The sequence below is a fragment of the Planctomycetaceae bacterium genome, from assembly GCA_039680605.1.
Taxonomy (GTDB): domain Bacteria; phylum Planctomycetota; class Phycisphaerae; order SM23-33; family SM23-33; genus JAJFUU01.
Map to the genome: position 1 here is coordinate 1 of JBDKTA010000023.1, position 17724 is coordinate 17724.

The 17724-nt window shown below is 65.0% G+C and carries 13 protein-coding genes; 7 read left to right on the forward strand and 6 right to left on the reverse strand.

What is annotated here, in order from left to right:
- The first annotated feature begins 146 nt into the window (after nt 1–146).
- Nucleotides 147–722, forward strand: a complete 576-nt coding sequence (locus ABFD92_07440; protein ID MEN6504354.1) for a hypothetical protein — start codon at nt 147–149, stop codon at nt 720–722.
- Nucleotides 719–901, forward strand: a complete 183-nt coding sequence (locus ABFD92_07445; GenBank protein MEN6504355.1) for a hypothetical protein — start codon at nt 719–721, stop codon at nt 899–901. Before ABFD92_07440 ends, ABFD92_07445 begins: the two co-directional genes overlap by 4 nt.
- 222 nt (nt 902–1123) lie before the next feature.
- Here ABFD92_07445 and ABFD92_07450 read toward each other — a convergent pair whose 3' ends face one another.
- Nucleotides 1124–2176, reverse strand: a complete 1053-nt coding sequence (locus tag ABFD92_07450) for a Gfo/Idh/MocA family oxidoreductase (protein MEN6504356.1) — start codon at nt 2174–2176, stop codon at nt 1124–1126.
- A gap of 214 nt (nt 2177–2390) precedes the next feature.
- The gene (locus ABFD92_07455; protein MEN6504357.1) at nt 2391–3173 is read right to left on the reverse strand and encodes a sugar phosphate isomerase/epimerase; all 783 of its coding nucleotides are present in this window, start codon (nt 3171–3173) and stop codon (nt 2391–2393) included.
- A gap of 282 nt (nt 3174–3455) precedes the next feature.
- Between ABFD92_07455 and ABFD92_07460 the strand changes: the two genes are divergently transcribed.
- Nucleotides 3456–4190, forward strand: coding sequence for an AraC family transcriptional regulator (locus ABFD92_07460; protein MEN6504358.1), 735 nt, complete (start codon nt 3456–3458; stop codon nt 4188–4190).
- Between the two features lie 176 nt (nt 4191–4366).
- Here ABFD92_07460 and ABFD92_07465 read toward each other — a convergent pair whose 3' ends face one another.
- Entirely contained in the window at nt 4367–6688 is a 2322-nt protein-coding gene (locus ABFD92_07465; GenBank protein MEN6504359.1) for a hypothetical protein, read from the reverse strand.
- 91 nt (nt 6689–6779) lie between these two features.
- On the opposite strand from ABFD92_07465, the gene ABFD92_07470 reads away from it, so the two are divergent.
- Both ABFD92_07470 and ABFD92_07475 read left to right on the forward strand, forming a co-directional pair.
- Nucleotides 6780–7583: a SprT-like family protein gene (locus ABFD92_07470; GenBank protein ID MEN6504360.1), complete on the forward strand. Its 804-nt coding sequence runs from the start codon at nt 6780–6782 to the stop codon at nt 7581–7583.
- Between the two features lie 112 nt (nt 7584–7695).
- Entirely contained in the window at nt 7696–9243 is a 1548-nt protein-coding gene (locus ABFD92_07475; GenBank protein ID MEN6504361.1) for an arylsulfatase, read from the forward strand.
- A gap of 92 nt (nt 9244–9335) precedes the next feature.
- On the opposite strand, the gene ABFD92_07480 is transcribed toward ABFD92_07475, so the two are convergent.
- Nucleotides 9336–10058: a hypothetical protein gene (locus ABFD92_07480; GenBank protein ID MEN6504362.1), complete on the reverse strand. Its 723-nt coding sequence runs from the start codon at nt 10056–10058 to the stop codon at nt 9336–9338.
- Between the two features lie 332 nt (nt 10059–10390).
- On the opposite strand from ABFD92_07480, the gene ABFD92_07485 reads away from it, so the two are divergent.
- A complete protein-coding gene (locus ABFD92_07485) occupies nt 10391–13561 on the forward strand; it encodes a PQQ-binding-like beta-propeller repeat protein (GenBank protein MEN6504363.1) in 3171 nt (1056 codons plus the stop codon).
- Between the two features lie 82 nt (nt 13562–13643).
- Nucleotides 13644–13787, forward strand: coding sequence for a hypothetical protein (locus ABFD92_07490; GenBank protein ID MEN6504364.1), 144 nt, complete (start codon nt 13644–13646; stop codon nt 13785–13787).
- Between the two features lie 3 nt (nt 13788–13790).
- On the opposite strand, the gene ABFD92_07495 is transcribed toward ABFD92_07490, so the two are convergent.
- Together ABFD92_07495 and ABFD92_07500 are read right to left on the reverse strand one after the other, a co-directional pair.
- A complete protein-coding gene (locus ABFD92_07495; GenBank protein ID MEN6504365.1) occupies nt 13791–16040 on the reverse strand; it encodes a hypothetical protein in 2250 nt (749 codons plus the stop codon).
- A gap of 131 nt (nt 16041–16171) precedes the next feature.
- The gene (locus ABFD92_07500) at nt 16172–17707 is read right to left on the reverse strand and encodes a family 20 glycosylhydrolase (GenBank protein MEN6504366.1); all 1536 of its coding nucleotides are present in this window, start codon (nt 17705–17707) and stop codon (nt 16172–16174) included.
- Nucleotides 17708–17724: the final 17 nt, after the last annotated feature.

Consider the following 17724-nt stretch of genomic DNA (forward strand, 5'->3'; position numbering starts at 1 on the left):
GCCGGGCGTACGTTGGAGGAACTCATTGGTGTGATCGGCCAAGCTCTCAGGGCCGTGAGCGCGGAGGAGTGCCAAGGCTACTTCCGTAGCTGCGGATACGCTACAGATGATCGCTAGATGCTCTAAGCCCTTACAGCACCGTACCAATGGTTAAGGCGTATTTTGAGGCCCTACAAGATGAATTGGACCGCGCTGTAATTGCCCCGGCAATCGAGGCTGATTCCGATCTGGGGTATCGCGGATACAGTTGGTGGTATGCGTACTATAGTTGCCTGCGTCAGCATCTTGGCAATATCGACGATTGGGATATCTACAGCGGCACCCGCAATCCCGTGATGTGCTGGAAGCCTTCATGGAACAGGGACGAGCGGCATGAGAGAGGTGCCTCCAATAAATGCTCCACGGGAATGTTCTTTCTCGAGCTAAATTACTCATCACTGCTGCTTAAGTTCGCCTGGCAGGAGAAGATGGGAACTGCTACCAACGTAACCAGCCTTCGGCAGGCACTACAAACTTGCTCAGGTGAATTGAACAGATATGGGTTCCGCGTCTGCCTCCGGGGCAGCGAGGCAAATCGGTATACGGCATTGGCAAAGCTGGAAATTAACGTAGAGCAGCCGCTCGACGTGGTCTCTCAGGCAATCCGCAATTTCCTACCGGATGGCTTCAACGCAATTGTTCGACAACTTTTGGCTTGCCTGCCAAGAACCGGTGACGCTTGAAAGTTCTGATCATGGACCTCGGAAACAGACTTGGTGTTTCGTGGCTCTCGGAACTGGAGAAGTATCGCCAGGAAGATAGAAGGTGCGAAGAGCCGCAATTCCTGAATCTCAGCGGCGACGATCAAGCGGACTGGATCAAGAACCGCTGCATTCATGAACTGGAGAAGTTTCTGAAGTAGATCCTCCGAGGGCAAGATGCCCTCGGCACGCGCGGGCGGGACGCCCGCGACACGGTCGGGGAGCATGGCCGAGACGGCCATGCCACTCACGGGCGAGACGCCCGTGCTACTCATGGGCGGGACGCCCATGCTACGAAGGAGCAACGCCATTGCAGGGGCCCCGCTCCGGCTTGTCTTTCAATTGGAAATTGCCAATTGGAAATTGAAAATCGCCAATCGGCTTCAGCCGATCTTCGTCGTCCCGTTGGGGTTTCTGCTCACGGCGTCGATCACTTCCATGGCTTTTAGCGTGTCGTCGGTGCTGGGATACGACTCACGCTTGTTGAGGATCGCTTCCGCGAACTCGTGGATCTCGCCGGCGTAGCCGACCAGGAAGGGGCTGTTCTGGCCCATGTTCGGCAGGGCGTAGTCGGGGCGCCAGACCTGGATGTCGGCCAGGTCGAAGTCCGGCTCGATCTCGTACAGTTCGGGCGTACACCAGTTGCCGGCCTTATTGCAGACCAGGTCGATCCCGTTGCGCCCTGCCGTGTGCAGCTCCATGTGCTGAACGTTGTCGACGACGAAGACCGCGTTCTTGCCCTCCATCATGCCGGTGATCTCGACGTGCTCCTGGATGCGCACGGCAGAGCCGAGCACCAGGTGGGCGAACTTACCGGACTTGAACCGCAGCACCAGGCCCAGCGAGGTCATGGGTTTTTCGTCGTTCCAGAACGAGGAGACCTCGGCCACGTCGCCGAAGAAGCTGATCGCCAGGTCGATGGGGTGGATCGACATGCCCAGCAGCATGCTCGGCGGCTCGCCGCCGGCCCAGTGCGTATAGCGGAAGACGCCGGAGGCGGGCACGAACTTGCCTTCCTTCATGAACTGGCGGATCTTCGCGTAGCACAGACCGAAGCGCTTCATGAAGGCCGTCATCAAGATGGTCTTATTGGCTTTGGCCAGGGCGACCAGCTCCTTGGTCATCGCCAGGTCCGGGGCCGGGGGCTTTTCCAGCAGCAGCGGCAGGCCGCGCTGGAGCACTTTCTTGCCGACGTCGTAATGCATCTGCGGCGGCCCAACGACGATCACCCCGTCGAGTTTCTGCTCGGTGAGCATTTTGTCGACGTCGGTGTAAACGCTCTTGCCGCCGTAAACCTCGTCGTTGCGCCGGGCCAGCGCCTCGTTAAGATCGCACACCGCCTGCAGGCGGCAGCGCGAGTACTTGAGCATCGGATAAAGGTTGTTCGTGGCATGGCTGCCACAGCCGACAAAGCCTATGTTTGCGAAGCTGGTCATCGTGATTCTCCGTTAGCATGTTGGCTGTTCATAGTGATGCAATCTCGCCGGCCAAATCCGAAATTCTAAATCCGAAATCCGAAGCAAATTCAAAACAACAAGAAACGAAATTAAACAATCGATCCGGCGTCTGCATTTGGAATTTGTTGTTTCGTCATTTGTTGTTTGTTTCGGATTTCGAATTTCTGATTTCGGATTTCGCCTTTGCAGGCGTTCACGCCTGCAACAGGCGCTCCATGTACTTGAAACCGTCATGGGCGACCTGGTCGGCCCGCGAGTGGTCGGCCACTTCGGCTTCCTGGCTCAGATAGCCGTCGTATCCGGCTTCCCGCAGGGCCCGCACTGTGCCGAAGTTGTCGGTCTTGCCTTCGCCCAGGGCCACCGACTGCGTGTCGATGTGGTCCTTAATATGCACGTGTACGACCTTCTTGCCGAAGACCTTGGCGACTTCGATCGGGTCCACCTTGGCACTGGTGAAGTGCCCCGTGTCGAGCGTCATGCCGACGCTGGGCGAGGTGATGCGAGAGAACACCCAGTCGTAATCCTGGATGTACTGCAGCCAGTTGCGGTAGTGGTTCTCGAGGGCCAGCTTGACCGGCGTCTGCTCAAACAGCGGCACGAGCTCATCGAGGCTCTTCATGTACGGCTCGATCGGCTCGGTTGCCCGGTCCGGGCCGCCCTCGACGATGACCGCGGCGCCCAGGTCCATCGCCACCTCCAAGCCGCGCTTGCAGTAGTCCGTCTGCGCCCGGCGTTTCTCCTCATTGGGCGTCATGATGGCGCCCAGGTGCAGGCCGGCCAGCGTCAGGCCGTGGTCGGCCAATTCCTGGCGCAACTGCGAAGACTGAAGCTGCCGCAGATCGCCGTGGAGCTTGCAGATTTCCTTTTCAGGAAAGGTGAGGATTTCGATGGCCTTGAACCCGGCGGCCGCGGCCTTCTTCATCAGCGACACGCGGTCGTCACCCCACCAGCACACCGACGAGACACAGATTTTCACTGGCTAATCTCCCAACGGCGGTTTCTGTTCGGAGTCGTTCCGTGTCACGGACATCCTGTCCGCGAGTGCCGCGGGCGTCTCGCCCGCGGAATGCAACGAACCTTGCGAGGGCAAGATGCCCTCGGCACGCGCGGGCGGGACGCCCGCGACACGGCCATACACGATATTGCCCGCGGGCAATGGCGGCCTCGCCGCATCGGCCGCACTCTGAGCGAGTATTGTATTCCGCCCACGGTTGGCGTCCATGATTGCCATTGCGGACTCCATACATATAATTGCGGCATGACCGCCGGACTGACCTTCCTCGATTACGCCACGATCCGCCACGACGCGCGGTGGCATCTGGCCTGTCACGCCCATCAGCACCATGAAATCATCGCCGTAGAATCCGGCGCGATGCGGGCCGAGATCGACGGGCGCACCCTGACGGCCGGGGCCGGTGACGTGCTCTTCTACCACGCCGGCGTGCCGCACACGGAATGGACCGATCCGCACCGCGCGGCCACCACGTTGTGCCTGTCGTACTCCGGCCAGTCCCAGACGCTGGCCGACTGCACGCACGACGACAACGGCCGCGTGCGCCAGATGCTGCGATGGATCGACCAGGATCGGGCAGCCGGCACGGCTGGCGATCGAGCGCGAACGCGGGCGATCATCGCTGCGATCGTGGCCGAGCTGTCGCACCTTGCCGCCAGCCTGCAGCCGACGCTGGTGACGCAGACGCGGCTTTACGTGCAGGAGCATCTGGCCGGGCGGATCACGCTGGCGGACTTGGCCGCACGGGCGAGCCTGAGCAAGTACCACTTCATCCGCCGCTATCGCGAGTTGGCCAGTTGCACCCCGGGCCAGGACGTGCGGCGGATGCGCATCGAGCGGGCCCGCAGCCTGGTGGTCTCGACCCCCTGGCCGCTGCGGCACATCGCCGAGCAGGTCGGCTTGAGCAGCGAGTTCCACCTCTCGCGCCTCTTCCGCCAGCACCTGGGCGTCTGCCCCACCGCCCTGCGCCGACAGCCGTAGCATGGGCGTCTCGCCCATGGAGACCGGCCCGGGTGCCGTGGCGGGAGGGCGCAAGCCCGACAGCCACGACGGAGTGAACAGACCGCCATAGCAAAGCTGAACGGTCAGGGATCGTGGCTCTCCGGGCCTTCGGCCCTGCGCACCACGGCACCCTGGCCACGGGCAAAATACCCGTGCTACTCAAGCCGCAGAGTGCGGCTTACCGTGGGTTCCAGGCTCGTGATCCACACCTGCGGGCGGATGTTCTGGCGGCCCAGCCAGAGCGACATCGCGATGACCTCGATCTTCGCGCCGATCATGTCGGGCGTGACGGGCAGATAGTACGTGTAGTTCGACGCCACCTGGCGCAGACCGAAATCCGCCTCCCAGATATTGCTGTCGAACGAGACGGCCCGATCCGGACAACCCACGGGCTTGCCGTTGACGCGGGCGGCGGCCCAGGCGCCGTCGCGGCCGTGATCGCCTTCCATCGCGATGCACAGGAAGCTGCCCGGCGCGGCTTCAGCGAGCGTGACCTCTGCAGACCACGCCGCCTGCGCGGGGCGGCAGCGGTACGGGGCAAAGAGATTGGATGCCCGCCATCGCCCGCGCGGCAGGGGCTTGCCCTTGAAGAAGCCTTGCGCGTCCCAGGGGACCATGTTGCCGCGCTCGAGGCGCAGATAGCGCAGCGGCTTTGGAGGCAAGGTAATCGTCAGCGTGCTGCCGGCAAGCTTCGTGGGCGCGGGCGTCCAGGTCTTGAGGTCGGCGGAGCATTCAGCCTTGGCAGCAGGGGCCGGGGCGCCGCTCTTAAGCCGGATCACCATCTTGTCCATCCGCGTGGGCTTGCCCAGATCGATGCGCAGCGACGTCGGGCCGATGTTGGGGATATAGCCGGTCCCGCCGGTGCCAAAGGCTGTCTTCCTGTCGCCGTCGAAGAGGTAGCGGTCCCAGCCGCCCATGCTGCGAAACAGCGGCTGATCGAAGAACGCGTCGCGTGCCTTCTGCACGGCCGCATGCCGCGTCGGGCCCGCGCGGCGCAGCGAGCGCACTTCCAGAGAGTCGCTGTCGGCCGCGAAGCAGGTGGCCTCGTACAAGGCTTCTGCGTCGGCGGGAATGCTCTGCGGCTGCAGGTCCGCCAGCTTGCGATGCCAGGGTGCTTTCAACCTGCGGCCGGGGAAGGTCACGCGGAACTTCCTGCCCGCCGCCGCCCCAGTGACACCCTTGCTGTCGAGCTGGGCGCGGGTGAACGTGCGGCTGCCGGGATGGATGCGGACTTCAGCGGCGGCGCCGGGCAGGCCCCGCAGGGTAATCTCGACGGGCCGGCCCGGCAGGTCACGCACGATATCGGCGTCGCAGCCTTCGACGCCGATAAGGTCGGAGGTCTCGGCGCTGGCCAGCACCAGGCACGCGCGGAAGGGTTCGACTTCGATAGCGACGCTCGCGCCCCGCCCGAACCGCCCCACCACGCGCTCGTGCGGGTGCAGCAGCCGAACCTCGACGCCCCCACGGGCGGTCAGGCCAATGCTGCGGTCCAGGGCGAGCCGGTACGTGCGGCTTTGCCACGTGAGGTTTCGCAGCGTGATCAGTCGCGTCGTGCCGTTGCCCCGCGAGACGGCATGCGGGCCGTACCGGTCCTCGGGCAGCACAATGCCGCGCACGAGAATCTCGCGCCAGCGCCGGTGCAGGTTGTAGATGCGGGCGAGTTTGGGCTGTTCGTCGTCGCGCAGCAGCCACGGGTTGGCGTAGATTTCCGGGGCAAGGATCAGGCAGCGGTTGAACGCCTGCAGGATCAGGTCGTCGTCCCAGCGGTCCATGCACGAGGACAGGCACACGCCGTGGTCCTCGGTCAGGCGCCCGAGTTTCGGCGGCAGGCCTCGCGCTAGCGCCCCCGCGCGATGGTGCGGCGCGGTCGTCTTGTTGCACATGTGAACGTCGATGTACGTCTCGGCGCCTTCCCAGAGATAGGTCGTCGCGTGCGGCGTGGCCGGACCCAGGTCAATGCGGTGATTGAGCACGATCAGGTCCGGGCAGTATGCGCGGCACCGGGCGAGCGTGTCGGCCAGAAGGGCCTGCTTGTCCTTGCGCAGGCCGTCGCACGCCAAGTCGAACTTGAACAGCGCCATGTGGCTGTCGCGGCAGAGGCCCACGAGCAACTCGCGGCGCGCCTTGGACTGGGCAGGCGTGTCGCCGAAACCGTCCGGGCCCAGCCACATGCCCATGCGGCAGCCGATCTCCGCGGCCCTTTCGACGGACGGCTTGAGCCCGCGCGGATAGCGTCGCTTGAATGCGGCGTCGTCTTTCCAGTAACCGCGGCCGCCGGTGTCGAGGTTGCCGGCGTCCCAGGCGTAGATATCGAGCTGCATCCCGAACTCATCGCGCAGCCAGCGGAAGTAGTCGAGATTGACCAGCGTCTGGGCGTGCGTGGAACCTTCCCACGTGTTGTTGATCCACGAGAAATACTGCGCCCGCGACGGCGTTCGTTCGTCAGCGCCGGGAAATACTTTGGTGCGTTTTGTCATGCGCAGCAGGATAAGAAATCCCGCGGCGGGGCGAAATCGAAAAGTAGGGAGTACCGTTGCGGGCGTGGTCTGCCCACGATAAAAAGCATCCATGGAGATTCGTTCTGCCAACGTCTCGCCGCTGGAAGCCGCCGCCCGCGTGGCGGAAATCCGCGCGGCGATCCTGGGCGGGCCCGGGAACATCCGCCAGGGCAATTTCGACTGCATCGGCGAGGGGGATCTGCAGCGGCTCTTCGACCTGTACGACCGCGAGTTTTTCAGCGGCGCCCTGGCGGCCGGCGCAGCGGAGCAGACGGGGCGCCCGCTGCGGCTGCGGCTGTCGAGCCGCATGACGCGAGCCGGCGGCAAGACGATCGTTCACCGCCGCGGGCGCGGCCGCTCCGCTCGCAGCGCCCAATATGAGATCGCCATCAGCGCAGCGATGCTCCTGCGGGCGCTGCGGTTCTCGGACGAACCGGTAGAAGTCTGCGGCCGGCCGTGCAGCGACCGCCTCGAGGCCCTGCAGCGGATCATGGAACACGAGATCGTGCACCTGGCGCAGTTGCTCAGCGGCAAGAGTTCGCGCTGCGGGACCAAAGCATTCATGGAGATAGCGGGAGGATTGTTCGCCCACCGCAGCCACACGCACGCCCTGAACGTCCGCCCTGCCGCCGCGAAGCCGCAAGCGGCGCAAGAGGCCGTCCGCGCCGGTCAACACGTCGAGTTCGACTTCCGCGGGCGCAGGTTCCGCGGCGTGGTCAACCGCATCACGACCCGCGCGACGATCCTGGTCGAAAACCCGAGCGGTCGCCGGTTCAGCGACGGCAAGTGCTACCAGAAGTTCTACGTGCCCCTGGCGATGCTGAAGGTGTTGCACCCGGAGCTGACGGAGCACGACGGCACGAGTGAAGCATAGGGTATCCGTTAGCGGTCGCTTGCTCGACCGCTGACGTGAGCGCATGACTTCTTCATGAAGGTTCCATGCGCGGCAACAAGTCGGTATCCTCGGGCGCCAAGAGGAGAGACGTGTGTGGTCCCGACGGCGATTTCTTAAGACGCTTGGCATCGGCGCGGCCGCGGGGGGCGCGGCGATGGCGGCGGGCGGGCTTTGGAGGCATTGGCTGGTGAAGAAGAAACCGAACATTGTTTACGTGCTGGCGGATGACATGGGCTACGGCGACGTGTCGTGCCTTAACGCAGACTCGAAGATTCACACGGCGAACATCGACCGCATGGCCGCGGCGGGGATGATCTTTCGCGACGCCCATGCCAGCTCGGCTGTCTGCACGCCCAGCCGGTACAGCATCCTCACCGGGCGGTACAACTGGCGCTCGGCGCAGAAGAGCGGGGTGAACTTCGGGTTCAGCGGCCCGCTCATCGAGCGCGGGCGAATGACGGTCGCTTCGCTGCTGAAAACGGCTGGATATCGCACCGCGTGCGTGGGCAAGTGGCACCTGGGATGGACGTGGGCGAAGCGGTCGGCCAAGGAAGACGATGTCGACTACAGCCGCCCCATCGCCGACGGGCCCACGTCGGTCGGGTTCGATTACTTCTTCGGCATCTCGGCGTCGCTGGACATGGCGCCGTACGTGTACGTCGAGAACGACCGCGTGACGGCCGAGCCGACCGGCTGGACCGCCGGCAGCAGCGGCAAGCAGATGTGGCGCGAGGGGGCGATCGCGCCGGACTTCAAGCACGAAGACGTGCTGCCCACGCTGACGGAAAAAGCCCTGGCGTGGATCGACCAGTCCGCAAAGACCAGCGAGCCGTTCTTCCTGTACTTCCCGCTGCCGGCCCCGCACACGCCGATTTTGCCGACGCCTGAGTTCCGCGGCAAAAGCGGCACCAACGAGTACGGCGACTTCTGCCTGCAGGTCGACGACGTGATGGGGCAACTGCTAGCCGCCCTCGACCGCGCGGGCATCGCCGAGGACACGATCATCATCTTTACCGCCGACAACGGCTGTTCGCCCATGGCAGACTTCGCGGAACTCGCGGCGGTCGGGCACAAGCCCAGCTACGTTTTCCGCGGGCACAAGGCCGACATCTACGAAGGCGGCCACCGCATTCCGCTGGTGATCCGCTGGGGCGGCGGGATCGCGCCGGGGTCTGCGACGGATCAGACCGTCTGCCTGACGGACCTGCTGGCCACGTGCTCGGACCTGCTGGACCTGCCGCTGCCGGCCGCTGCCGGCGAAGATTCGGTGAGCAATCTGCCGCTGTGGCAAGGGCGCGTCGAGCAGCCCGTGCGCGAGGCGACGGTCCACACGTCCATCGACGGGTCGCTGTCGATCCGCCGCGGGCGGTGGAAGCTCGAAATGTGCCCGGGCTCGGGCGGCTGGAGCCATCCGCAGCCGGGCTCAAAAGACGCTTCAAACCTGCCCTCGCGACAGCTCTACGATTTGACTGCCGATATCGGCGAGCGGCGAAACCTGATCGACGAGCAGCCCGCCGTGGCCGCGGAGCTGCAGGCGCTGCTGACATCGTACGTCCAGCGCGGGCGCAGCACGCCCGGCGCGGCGCAAGGGAACACCGGTCCAGTCTGGTGGAACCAACTCTGGTGGATGAAGAAGTAGCAAGGGGAAAAGATCCCAAAGCCGAGCGGCGGGAGCCCTCGGGGACACGCACAACGGAGTAGTGCGTGGCACCCCCTGTCCGCAACACGCCTTTACGCCTGGGCGGCAGTAGCGGGTACTTGGGGCAGTTCTTCCAGTTCCGCCACGGGATCGGCTGTCACAGCGTATCGCCGCCACGAGGCGACGACGCTGGCGGTGATGAGCATCAGGTGGGCGGTCGTCTCCATGCCTTCCTCGAGGATGCAGTGGATCCAGTCCTCGCCGGGAATCTTTTTGAACGCCCGCCGCGCGATAATCTGGCTGAGGGCGTAGGTCGCCACGGCCGCCAGCAGCCACGACGTGTGCCGCCAATCCTTGAGGGGCCTGGCGAGCAGGTCGCGCCAGGCGACGGCCAGCACCAGCACCATCACCCCCAGGACATAGATGCCCTTATCCACGCCGGTAAAGTGGATCTCGCGCATCAGCAGCGAGGCGGCCAGCAGCGTCAGGACCACGTACAGCGGGTTGCGCGTGACGATCATGCGCACCCAGTACAGCGCCACCGGAATCATCACCAGCCACGGCCCCAACTCGTCAAGTCGCTCATCGAGGGTGTAGGTCTTGATCTTGGTGCTGGCCCCGGCGACGTGGGGCGTGTAGTCCCAGGTGACCTTGACCAGGCCGTACTTGTTGTTCGCGACCTCGCCGATCTTGTAGAAGTCAAACCGCCAGGCGAACTGCGTCACCAGGATGATGATGAGCACCGCCACAGGTCCGCACAGCAGCGGCCAGAAGTTCAGCTTCCTGATCCCACGTCGCACGAGCGTCTGGTCCATCGCAAGTCTCCAAAGCCCGCCGCGGCGGGGGTGGCGGTATGATAATCTCGCCGCGGGCGGTTGTCGATTACGCGCCGGAACGAATACCCGTTACGCGGGGAAAAGTCGCGGCGGAGGCACTAAATGAAGAAGTTATTCGTTGTGTGAATTACTTCTTCATTTAGGGCCATTTCCCGTTGGCCAAGGCAAGTACTCATCAAAGCCACACAACGGCTTTGATGAATACTTGGTGCCTCCGCCGCGACTTTTCCCCAATGATTGAAGTCAAAAGCTCTACAATAAGTCCGCCCGCCACGCGTTAGGCACTATATCGTTTCAAAAGGAAGTTCGTCATGGCATCACGCTGTTTCTCCCGCCCCCTGGGCACGCTCGCCGTCGTTCTCGCTCTGGTCGCCGCGGCGCCCGCGGCCGACTGGCCAACTTACCGCGGCGACAACACCCGCAGCGGCGCCAGCGGCGAATCGCTGGCCCTGCCGCTGAGCGAGGCCTGGACACGAAAACCGCTGCACGGGCCCGCTGCCGCCTGGCCGCCCCCGGCGCCGGACGACATGTTCCACAAGATCCCCAGCCTCTACCCCACCATGACCTACGACTGGGCGTTCCAGACCGTCGTGGCCGACGGGGCGCTCTACTACGGGTCCTCCAGCGACGACAGCGTCTACTGCGTCGATGCCGCCACCGGCAGAACTCGCTGGGTCTTCGCCACGGAGGGCCCCGTCCGCCTGGCGCCGGCGGTCGCCAACGGTAACGTGTACGTCGGCAGCGACGACGGGAAACTCTACTGCCTCGACGCCGCCGACGGGCGGCTGATCTGGTCGCACCGCGCCGGCGGGCCGACGCGCCTTCCGGGCAACGAGCGGATGATCTCGCTGTGGGCGGTGCGATGCGCGCCGACCGTCGAACGCGGCGTGGTGTACTATGCGGCCGGCATCTTCAAGAGCCGCGAGGTCTACCTCTGCGCCCTCAACGCCTCGACGGGTCAGAAGCTCTGGATGCGCACCCTCGACGCCACCGCCCAAGGCCACCCGATCGTGGGCCCCGAGCATCTCTACCTACCTACCGGTCGCACGGGCGCCCGGATCGTGCGGCGCGACAACGCCGCCGACGCGGGCAACCCCCACGGCGGCGGGTGCAACTCGATGCTCATGGGCAACCTGTTCATTTCCAGCAGCGGCGAGACGGCCCCGCGGTTCCAGGTCTCCCCGCTGGACGATGACAAAAAGCAGTTCTTCCTCCACGCCCTGCACGTGACGCTCGACAAGGACAGCCTCTATCTGCTGGCGGACAAGACGCTCACGGCCGTCGAACGCGGCTCGGTGAAGTTCCCTCCCAAGGGGCTCGAGCCGGCGCTGAAAGGTCGCTGGCAGGTGCCGGCGACGTCGACCTGCGCGATGATCCGCGCGGGCAGCGCGCTGATTACCGGCGGCGACGGACACGTGCGGGCCTACAGCACCGCCGACGGCAAGGAACTCTGGTCTGCCGCCGTCTCGGGCAAGGCGTACGGCCTGGCCGTCAGCGGCGGGCGGTTGTTCGTCAGCACCGACACCGGGACGATCCACTGCTTCGCGCCCGGGGCGGCAAAGGCGTCCATCATCGAAGAGACCGCCGACCCGGACGGGGCGTTCGCCCGGGACGAGCTGACCGACCGCTATGCCGCCGCCGCAAAGGCTGCCCTCGCCGCCCTGCCCGGCCGCAAGGGCTACTGCCTGGTGCTGGAGGCGGGCACGGGGCGGCTGGCCTGCGAGATCGCGCGGCAGAGCGAATTGCAGGTGATCGCGGTCGAAGCGGATGAGGCCAATGTCAAGGCGGCTCGCGCGGCGCTGCGCCGGGCGGGTCTGCACGGGCGGCGGGTCAGCGTGCATCACCTGCCGGGTGGAACCCTGCCTTACCCGACCTACTTCGCGAACCTGATCGTTTCGGATGCGGCGGTGCGAACCGGCGCCGCCCCACGCATGCCGTCGAGCGAGGTCTTCCGCATGCTGCGTCCATACGGCGGCGTGGTGATGATCGCCGGGCCAGACGCCGCGGCGCTCAACGCCTGGGCCGGCGGAAAGCTGCCGCAGTGGAAGCTCGCCAAGGCCGGTGGATTGAGCGTCGGCACGGCCGTGCGCGGACCGCTCGAAGGCGCCGGGCAATGGACGCACTCCTTCGCCGACGCGGGCAACTCGTACTGCAGCGGCGACACCCTGGTGCGCGGGCCGATGGACCTGCAGTGGTTCGGCCGCCCCGGACCGGGCAGCATGATCGAGCGCCACCGCCGCACGATCGCGCCGCTGAGCAAAGATGGCCGCGTGTTCACCCCCGGCGACGAATGTCTCTTCGCCAGCGACGCCTACAACGGCACGCTGCTGTGGGAAGCGAAGCTGCCCCTTTCACGCCGCCTGCGCGTGGCGTTCGACTCCAGCAGCATGGTCCTGGACGAGCGGTTCGTGTACTGGCTCGGCGAGGACAAGTGCAACCGCCTCGACGTGGCCACCGGCCAGCCCGCCGCGCCGCTGACCATGCCCCAACTGATCGCCGATCAACCGCACCACTGGGGATGGCTGGCCGTGCAGGACGACCTGCTGCTGGGCAGCGCCGTGCTGCCCGGCTCGTCCTACGCCGACCCGCCGCAGTCGACGCAACCTGCCGCCGCCCCGCCCGCGGCCGCCGCGGGGCGACCGGCCGTGCGCGACCGGCGCATCCGCCTGGTCATCAGCGACTATCTCTTTGCGATGGATCGCCGCAGCGGCAAGGTGAAGTGGTCGCACCGCAGCGGGCAGATCATCAATCCCACCCTCGCCGCCGGCGGCGGACGGGTGTACTTCATCGAGTGCCACAGCCCCAAGACCAGCACGCAGCCCAGCGGGCGAGCGCCGGTCGAAGACCTCTTCGCCGGAAGCACGTTCCTGGTGGCGCTGGACCTGCAGAGCGGTCAGCCGATCTTCCGGCTGCCGGTCGATGAGCGCGTAGCGAAGATCCGCGAGACCGCCTACATCAACTACGCCAACGGCGTGGTGCTGCTGTCGGGCGGGGCCGCCGACGGGGAAACCTATCGCTACTACTATCACGCCTTCGACGCCGCCACAGGCAAGCTGCTCTGGCAGAAAGATCACGACAGCGAGCTCAAGGTGAGCTGGGGCCACGGCGCCCCCAACCGCTGGCCGGTGGTCATGGGCGACCGCGTGCAGGCCTGGCCGTTCGAGTACGATCTCAAGAGCGGCAGGCGAACCGACAACTACAAGTTCGAGCGCCTCGGGCACGGGTGCGGAACCGTCTCGGCCGCCGCCGGCGCGATCTTCTGGCGCGGCAGCGTTCCGATGATGCACGACCTGACCAGCCAGGCCAAGCCCGGCCCGCTGACCACCGAAACCCGCCCGGGCTGCTGGGTGAACATCATCCCCGCCGGCGGGTTGGTGCTGATCCCCGAGGCGTCGTCGGGCTGTACGTGCCCTTACTCGCTGCAGACGTCGCTGGCGTTGATCCCTCGCGAGCAATCGCCCGCCCCGCCCGCACAGAAGTAATGGCGTGACGCCCCTCGCCGGCGCGAGGACAATCCGCACAGGCGCTTCCTACAATGTTCTGAGGGAGACCGCGATTACCGACATGATCGTCGTGAACGCCATGAACGCCATGAGGCCCGTGAACGACATGAGCATCATGAGCACGAGCACGATGATTAGTATATGGCTGGGGATCGAGGATCCATCCGACAGCGCCGCGGCCAAACGAGTCGCGGCGCTGTTCTAAACTTTATCGGTCCCAACTCAGGCGGATCTTTGAGCCGCCGGGGATTTGATATTCCATGTGTGTCCGGTCCTTGAGCCTGCCGTGGATCATTGAACCATCGGCGAGCATCTGGACGGTGGTGTTTCGCACGTCCCGTTCTGTGGTGGGAATGACCCGCATCAGGCAGCGCAGCCGCTTGTCGCCGAAGAGCGATATCGTACACGATTGCCCGTCTGTTCCGTTCTCGATGCCCTTGACGGGATACTGGCAGAAGACCATGAACGGCGCGCCGTGCACCTTATGGTAGCTGCGTGCGACGATGCCCGGCGCCAGGCCCGCGCCATAGACCTCCTGTCCGACCTGGCCGGCTTTCTCCCAGCCCTGGTACAGGTCCTCCAGCGGAATCGTCAGGTCGCGGATGATTCGCCCGTTCTGAGGCTCCTGCGAGATCGCTTCTTCCGGCAATTGTGACGGGTATGAGCTCGAAGGGCCGAACGTCGTGTACTTGCAGTATTCGCTGACCAGCAGGTGCATCCACGGGTCGATGTCGGGGCCGATAAGACTCACGAACTCGTGGAACGCCGCGAGCACTTCGAACTCCTCATACGGCGCGATATACGCCCCCTCCCGCAACGGCGTCAGGCCGAAGAACGTGATGTAGTGCTTGGCGTAACCGTACCGGCAGCTCCAGATGAACGCGTTCTGCATGATGCTGGCCACGGACATCCGGCACAGGTGCAGATACTCTTCCCTGCCCGTGCGGCGCCACAGGCGCGCCGTCGCGTTGGCGCCCCAGGCGGTGTTGTTGAACTGATAGCCCGTGTTGAAGTTCAGCCCATGGAGATGCCGGGCCGACTCCGCGGCCTCGTCGAAATACCGCTGCTCACCGGTCAGTTCGTGCATCTGGAGCATCAGGTAGGCGTAGAGGCCTGGCACGTCAGTCTGGCCCAGTTCGCGGGACGGCGCTTCGCGCAAAGGATCGAGCGTTTGGCCGTCGAAGATAATCGGCCAGCGGTAATCGAAGTGGTGCGCGGTGCTGATAGCATACTCGATCGAGTCCGTCAGCAGCCGCCGCGGCTCGTCCAGGCCGCGCCGCGCCAGGCGGGCCAGGTTGATCAGGGGGTGGTAGAGATACCACGAGTCGATTTCATATTGCCCCTTCTCGTCTTCATGCTCGGCATCGCCGTCGGCGGCGCCCTGCGGATATCGCATGATGCAATGCACATGCGGATCATAAAATGATTGCAGATTCCGCAACAGCGTTTCTGTCAGCGGTATCGGCGCGCCCAGCCAGTCCTGGTACTCCAGCAGCGGCAGCAGCACCGCAAGTTGCACCAGGCTCTCCGGGCGACGGTTGGTCGTGCCGACGTAGGCGCTGAGATACTTCAGCCCGTCAAGCTCGCCCAGGCAGTGCTCGGTTTCCAGGTCGGCCACCGTCCGCCGGGCCAAGCCCAGCCAGTCGCGGTACTCCGTCCCCGGCCGCGGGAGGCGCAGATAAATGCTCCCGAGCATCTGGAAGAACATCTCGGCCAGTTCGCCGGTGTCGGCGGGCTGAGACATGTTGGTGCAGAGATAACCATCGGAGAGGCTGATTTCCTTTCCACCCTGGAGCGGTTTTCGCGGGGCGGCCGGCGGTTCATACCCCAACTCCGGCCAACTCCCGCCGACGCGCGTCTCGGGTACGCTGTGCGTCTGCTCGCAGTAGTCGTTGAGCGACGAGAGATCCTGAAAGTACAGAAAGGTTCCCGAGGGCGGCTGCGACAGCGTTGCCAGTAGAAAGGCCATCGCCGGACCGCGCTGAGCGGCGTGAACGATGCCATTGGACGCCAGCGGATCGCCCGAGGCGTCGGAGGGATAAAGATCGCTCGGCCAGAACGGGATGTTCAGGTTCTCCAGCGGTGTCAGCCAGACCTGGAAGTGAATCATCTCCTGCCGCGCGTCGGGAATCTCCAGCACCAGGCGGTGATCGCCCATGGGCGATGTGAGCTTGCATATCAGGCAATGCGGCTGCAGCTCGAGCGACTGGACCTCGAGCCCATCTTCGACGTGATAGCACGCGCGAACGTTCAGCCGCCCGCCGCTGGGCCACTTGAGCACGATCCACAGCGCCTGGATGCTCTTGTGCAATTCCAGGCGCATCCGCCCCACTTTCGCCGCGGCCAGCAGTTCCGTCAGCCCGTCCACAAAAGCGTGTCGCACCCCAAAAGCCCACGGGCTGGCGCCGTGCTTTTCCAGAGTTTCCTCCACCGCCTGGACTTTGCCATCGTCACCCAAAAAGATACCCCCCCTCGAAAGCCAGTAACCTGTAGCCAGTAGCCGTGGCCCGTATAAAGAAGCTGCCAAGGCTGCGGGTTTGAAACAATGTAATTTTATTCAAGGACAAGCCGGGTCGTCGGCACGGCTATTTACTGTTTCATAAGGCGGTCGAGCTTTTCGTCAAGGATCTTCAGCCGCGCGGCGAAATCGGCATAGCTTCGGCCGGCGTGGGGGTTCCAGGTTCGTTCGGCCATCGCGGCTAGTCTTTGGCGCAGGCTGGGCAGTTCGTCGGGGTCGGCTTGCTCCCATGAGCAGATCTGGGCTCCCAGGACGCGGTCGGTCTGTGGGACCACGATCGCCCGCCAGAATGCCGGCGAGACCGGCGCCCAATGCTCCCACCGGTACATGTTCCAGCCGTAGATGTGCCGCGGCGACCACTTGCGGCCGTCGGTCACGTACAGCGGCTGCCAGGCGGTGTTGATGACGGCGTGGCCGCCTGAGAGGACGTCCGGGGCGATGTTGTACATGCTCTCGAAGACCATCACCGTCACATCGGGCGGAATCTTCACCTGCCCGCGGCGGGAGAAGCCTTCCCAGACGATCATCTTTCGCCCGTGGCGTTTGACGATCTCGTTCATCCGCACGATGAAGTGGCGGTAGAGTTCCTTCGTGCCGCCCAGGCCGTTGCGGGCCATGTAGTCGCGGCAGTGGCGGCACCGGCTCCAGGCGGCGGTGCTGACCTCGTCGGCGCCGATGTGGAAGTACGCGCTGGTTTTGAACACGTCGCACATCTCGCCCACCAGCGCGTCCAGGGCACGATAGGTCTCTTCGTTGCCGGCGCAGATCGTGTTGCGCCCCGGCGGGTCGCACGCCAGGCGCTCGGGGGCGCCCTTGACGGCCGCGGCGGCATGGCCGGGCATGTCGAGTTCGGGCAGGATCGCCACGCCGCGGTCGCGGGCGAAGGTTTCGAGATCCGCCAGTTGATCGAGGGTGTACTGTCGCCCGCGCGTGGCCAGGCCCGGCATCGAGCGGCTGGGGAAGGTGAAGGACTGGTCGTCGGTCAGGTGCAACTGCAGGGTGTTGATCTTGTACCAGCGGCAGAGCACGACGAGTTGCTTGAGCGTCCCGACGCTATGCCACTGCCGCGCCACGTCGACCATCAGCCCGCGGTACGGCGCCAGCGGGCGGTCGCTGACCCGCATGTGCGGCAAACTGGCGCTGCCTGAACTCGCCAGCGACTGCAGCAGCGTGACCGTGCCCATCGCCGCCGCCGCATACGTGCCGCCGCGCACCGCAGCGGACTTGCCGACGATCAACTCGTATGCCTCAGCGCCCATCGACGCCTCGATGGACAGCGCAATGTCGCCCGCGCGCGGGGCGCCCTCTGCCGTCGCCACGCGCAGGCCAACAAGCTGTTCTATCTCGCCGGCCAGCACCTTGGCCAGCGGCGCCAGCGCCGCCTCGGCCACAACGATCCGGCTGGCCGGGAGCAGCATCATTTCGCCGTCTTTGACGGCGGTTTGCGCCGGCAGAGGAATGAGGCTGGCCTCTGCCGCCGCCGCGGATCGGGGGCACAGCCAGCCCAGGGGCATGCTCAATAGCAGAACCGCCGCCCACGCGGCGGATGATCTGACAGCAGGTACGGCAATAGAACCCTCGCGGCCCGATCCGTGTATCTTCGCCATGGTCTCCCTCGGTTGCC

Bases quoted from the DNA above. Each gene is read 5' to 3' on its own strand.
- ABFD92_07440 (MEN6504354.1), top strand. From the start codon at position 147: ATGGTTAAGGCGTATTTTGAGGCCCTACAAGATGAATTGGACCGCGCT.
- ABFD92_07450 (MEN6504356.1), bottom strand. From the start codon at position 2,176: ATGACCAGCTTCGCAAACATAGGCTTTGTCGGCTGTGGCAGCCATGCC.
- ABFD92_07460 (MEN6504358.1), top strand. From the start codon at position 3,456: ATGACCGCCGGACTGACCTTCCTCGATTACGCCACGATCCGCCACGAC.
- ABFD92_07465 (MEN6504359.1), bottom strand. From the start codon at position 6,688: ATGACAAAACGCACCAAAGTATTTCCCGGCGCTGACGAACGAACGCCG.
- ABFD92_07470 (MEN6504360.1), top strand. From the start codon at position 6,780: ATGGAGATTCGTTCTGCCAACGTCTCGCCGCTGGAAGCCGCCGCCCGC.
- ABFD92_07480 (MEN6504362.1), bottom strand. From the start codon at position 10,058: ATGGACCAGACGCTCGTGCGACGTGGGATCAGGAAGCTGAACTTCTGG.
- ABFD92_07485 (MEN6504363.1), top strand. From the start codon at position 10,391: ATGGCATCACGCTGTTTCTCCCGCCCCCTGGGCACGCTCGCCGTCGTT.
- ABFD92_07490 (MEN6504364.1), top strand. From the start codon at position 13,644: ATGATCGTCGTGAACGCCATGAACGCCATGAGGCCCGTGAACGACATG.
- ABFD92_07500 (MEN6504366.1), bottom strand. From the start codon at position 17,707: ATGGCGAAGATACACGGATCGGGCCGCGAGGGTTCTATTGCCGTACCT.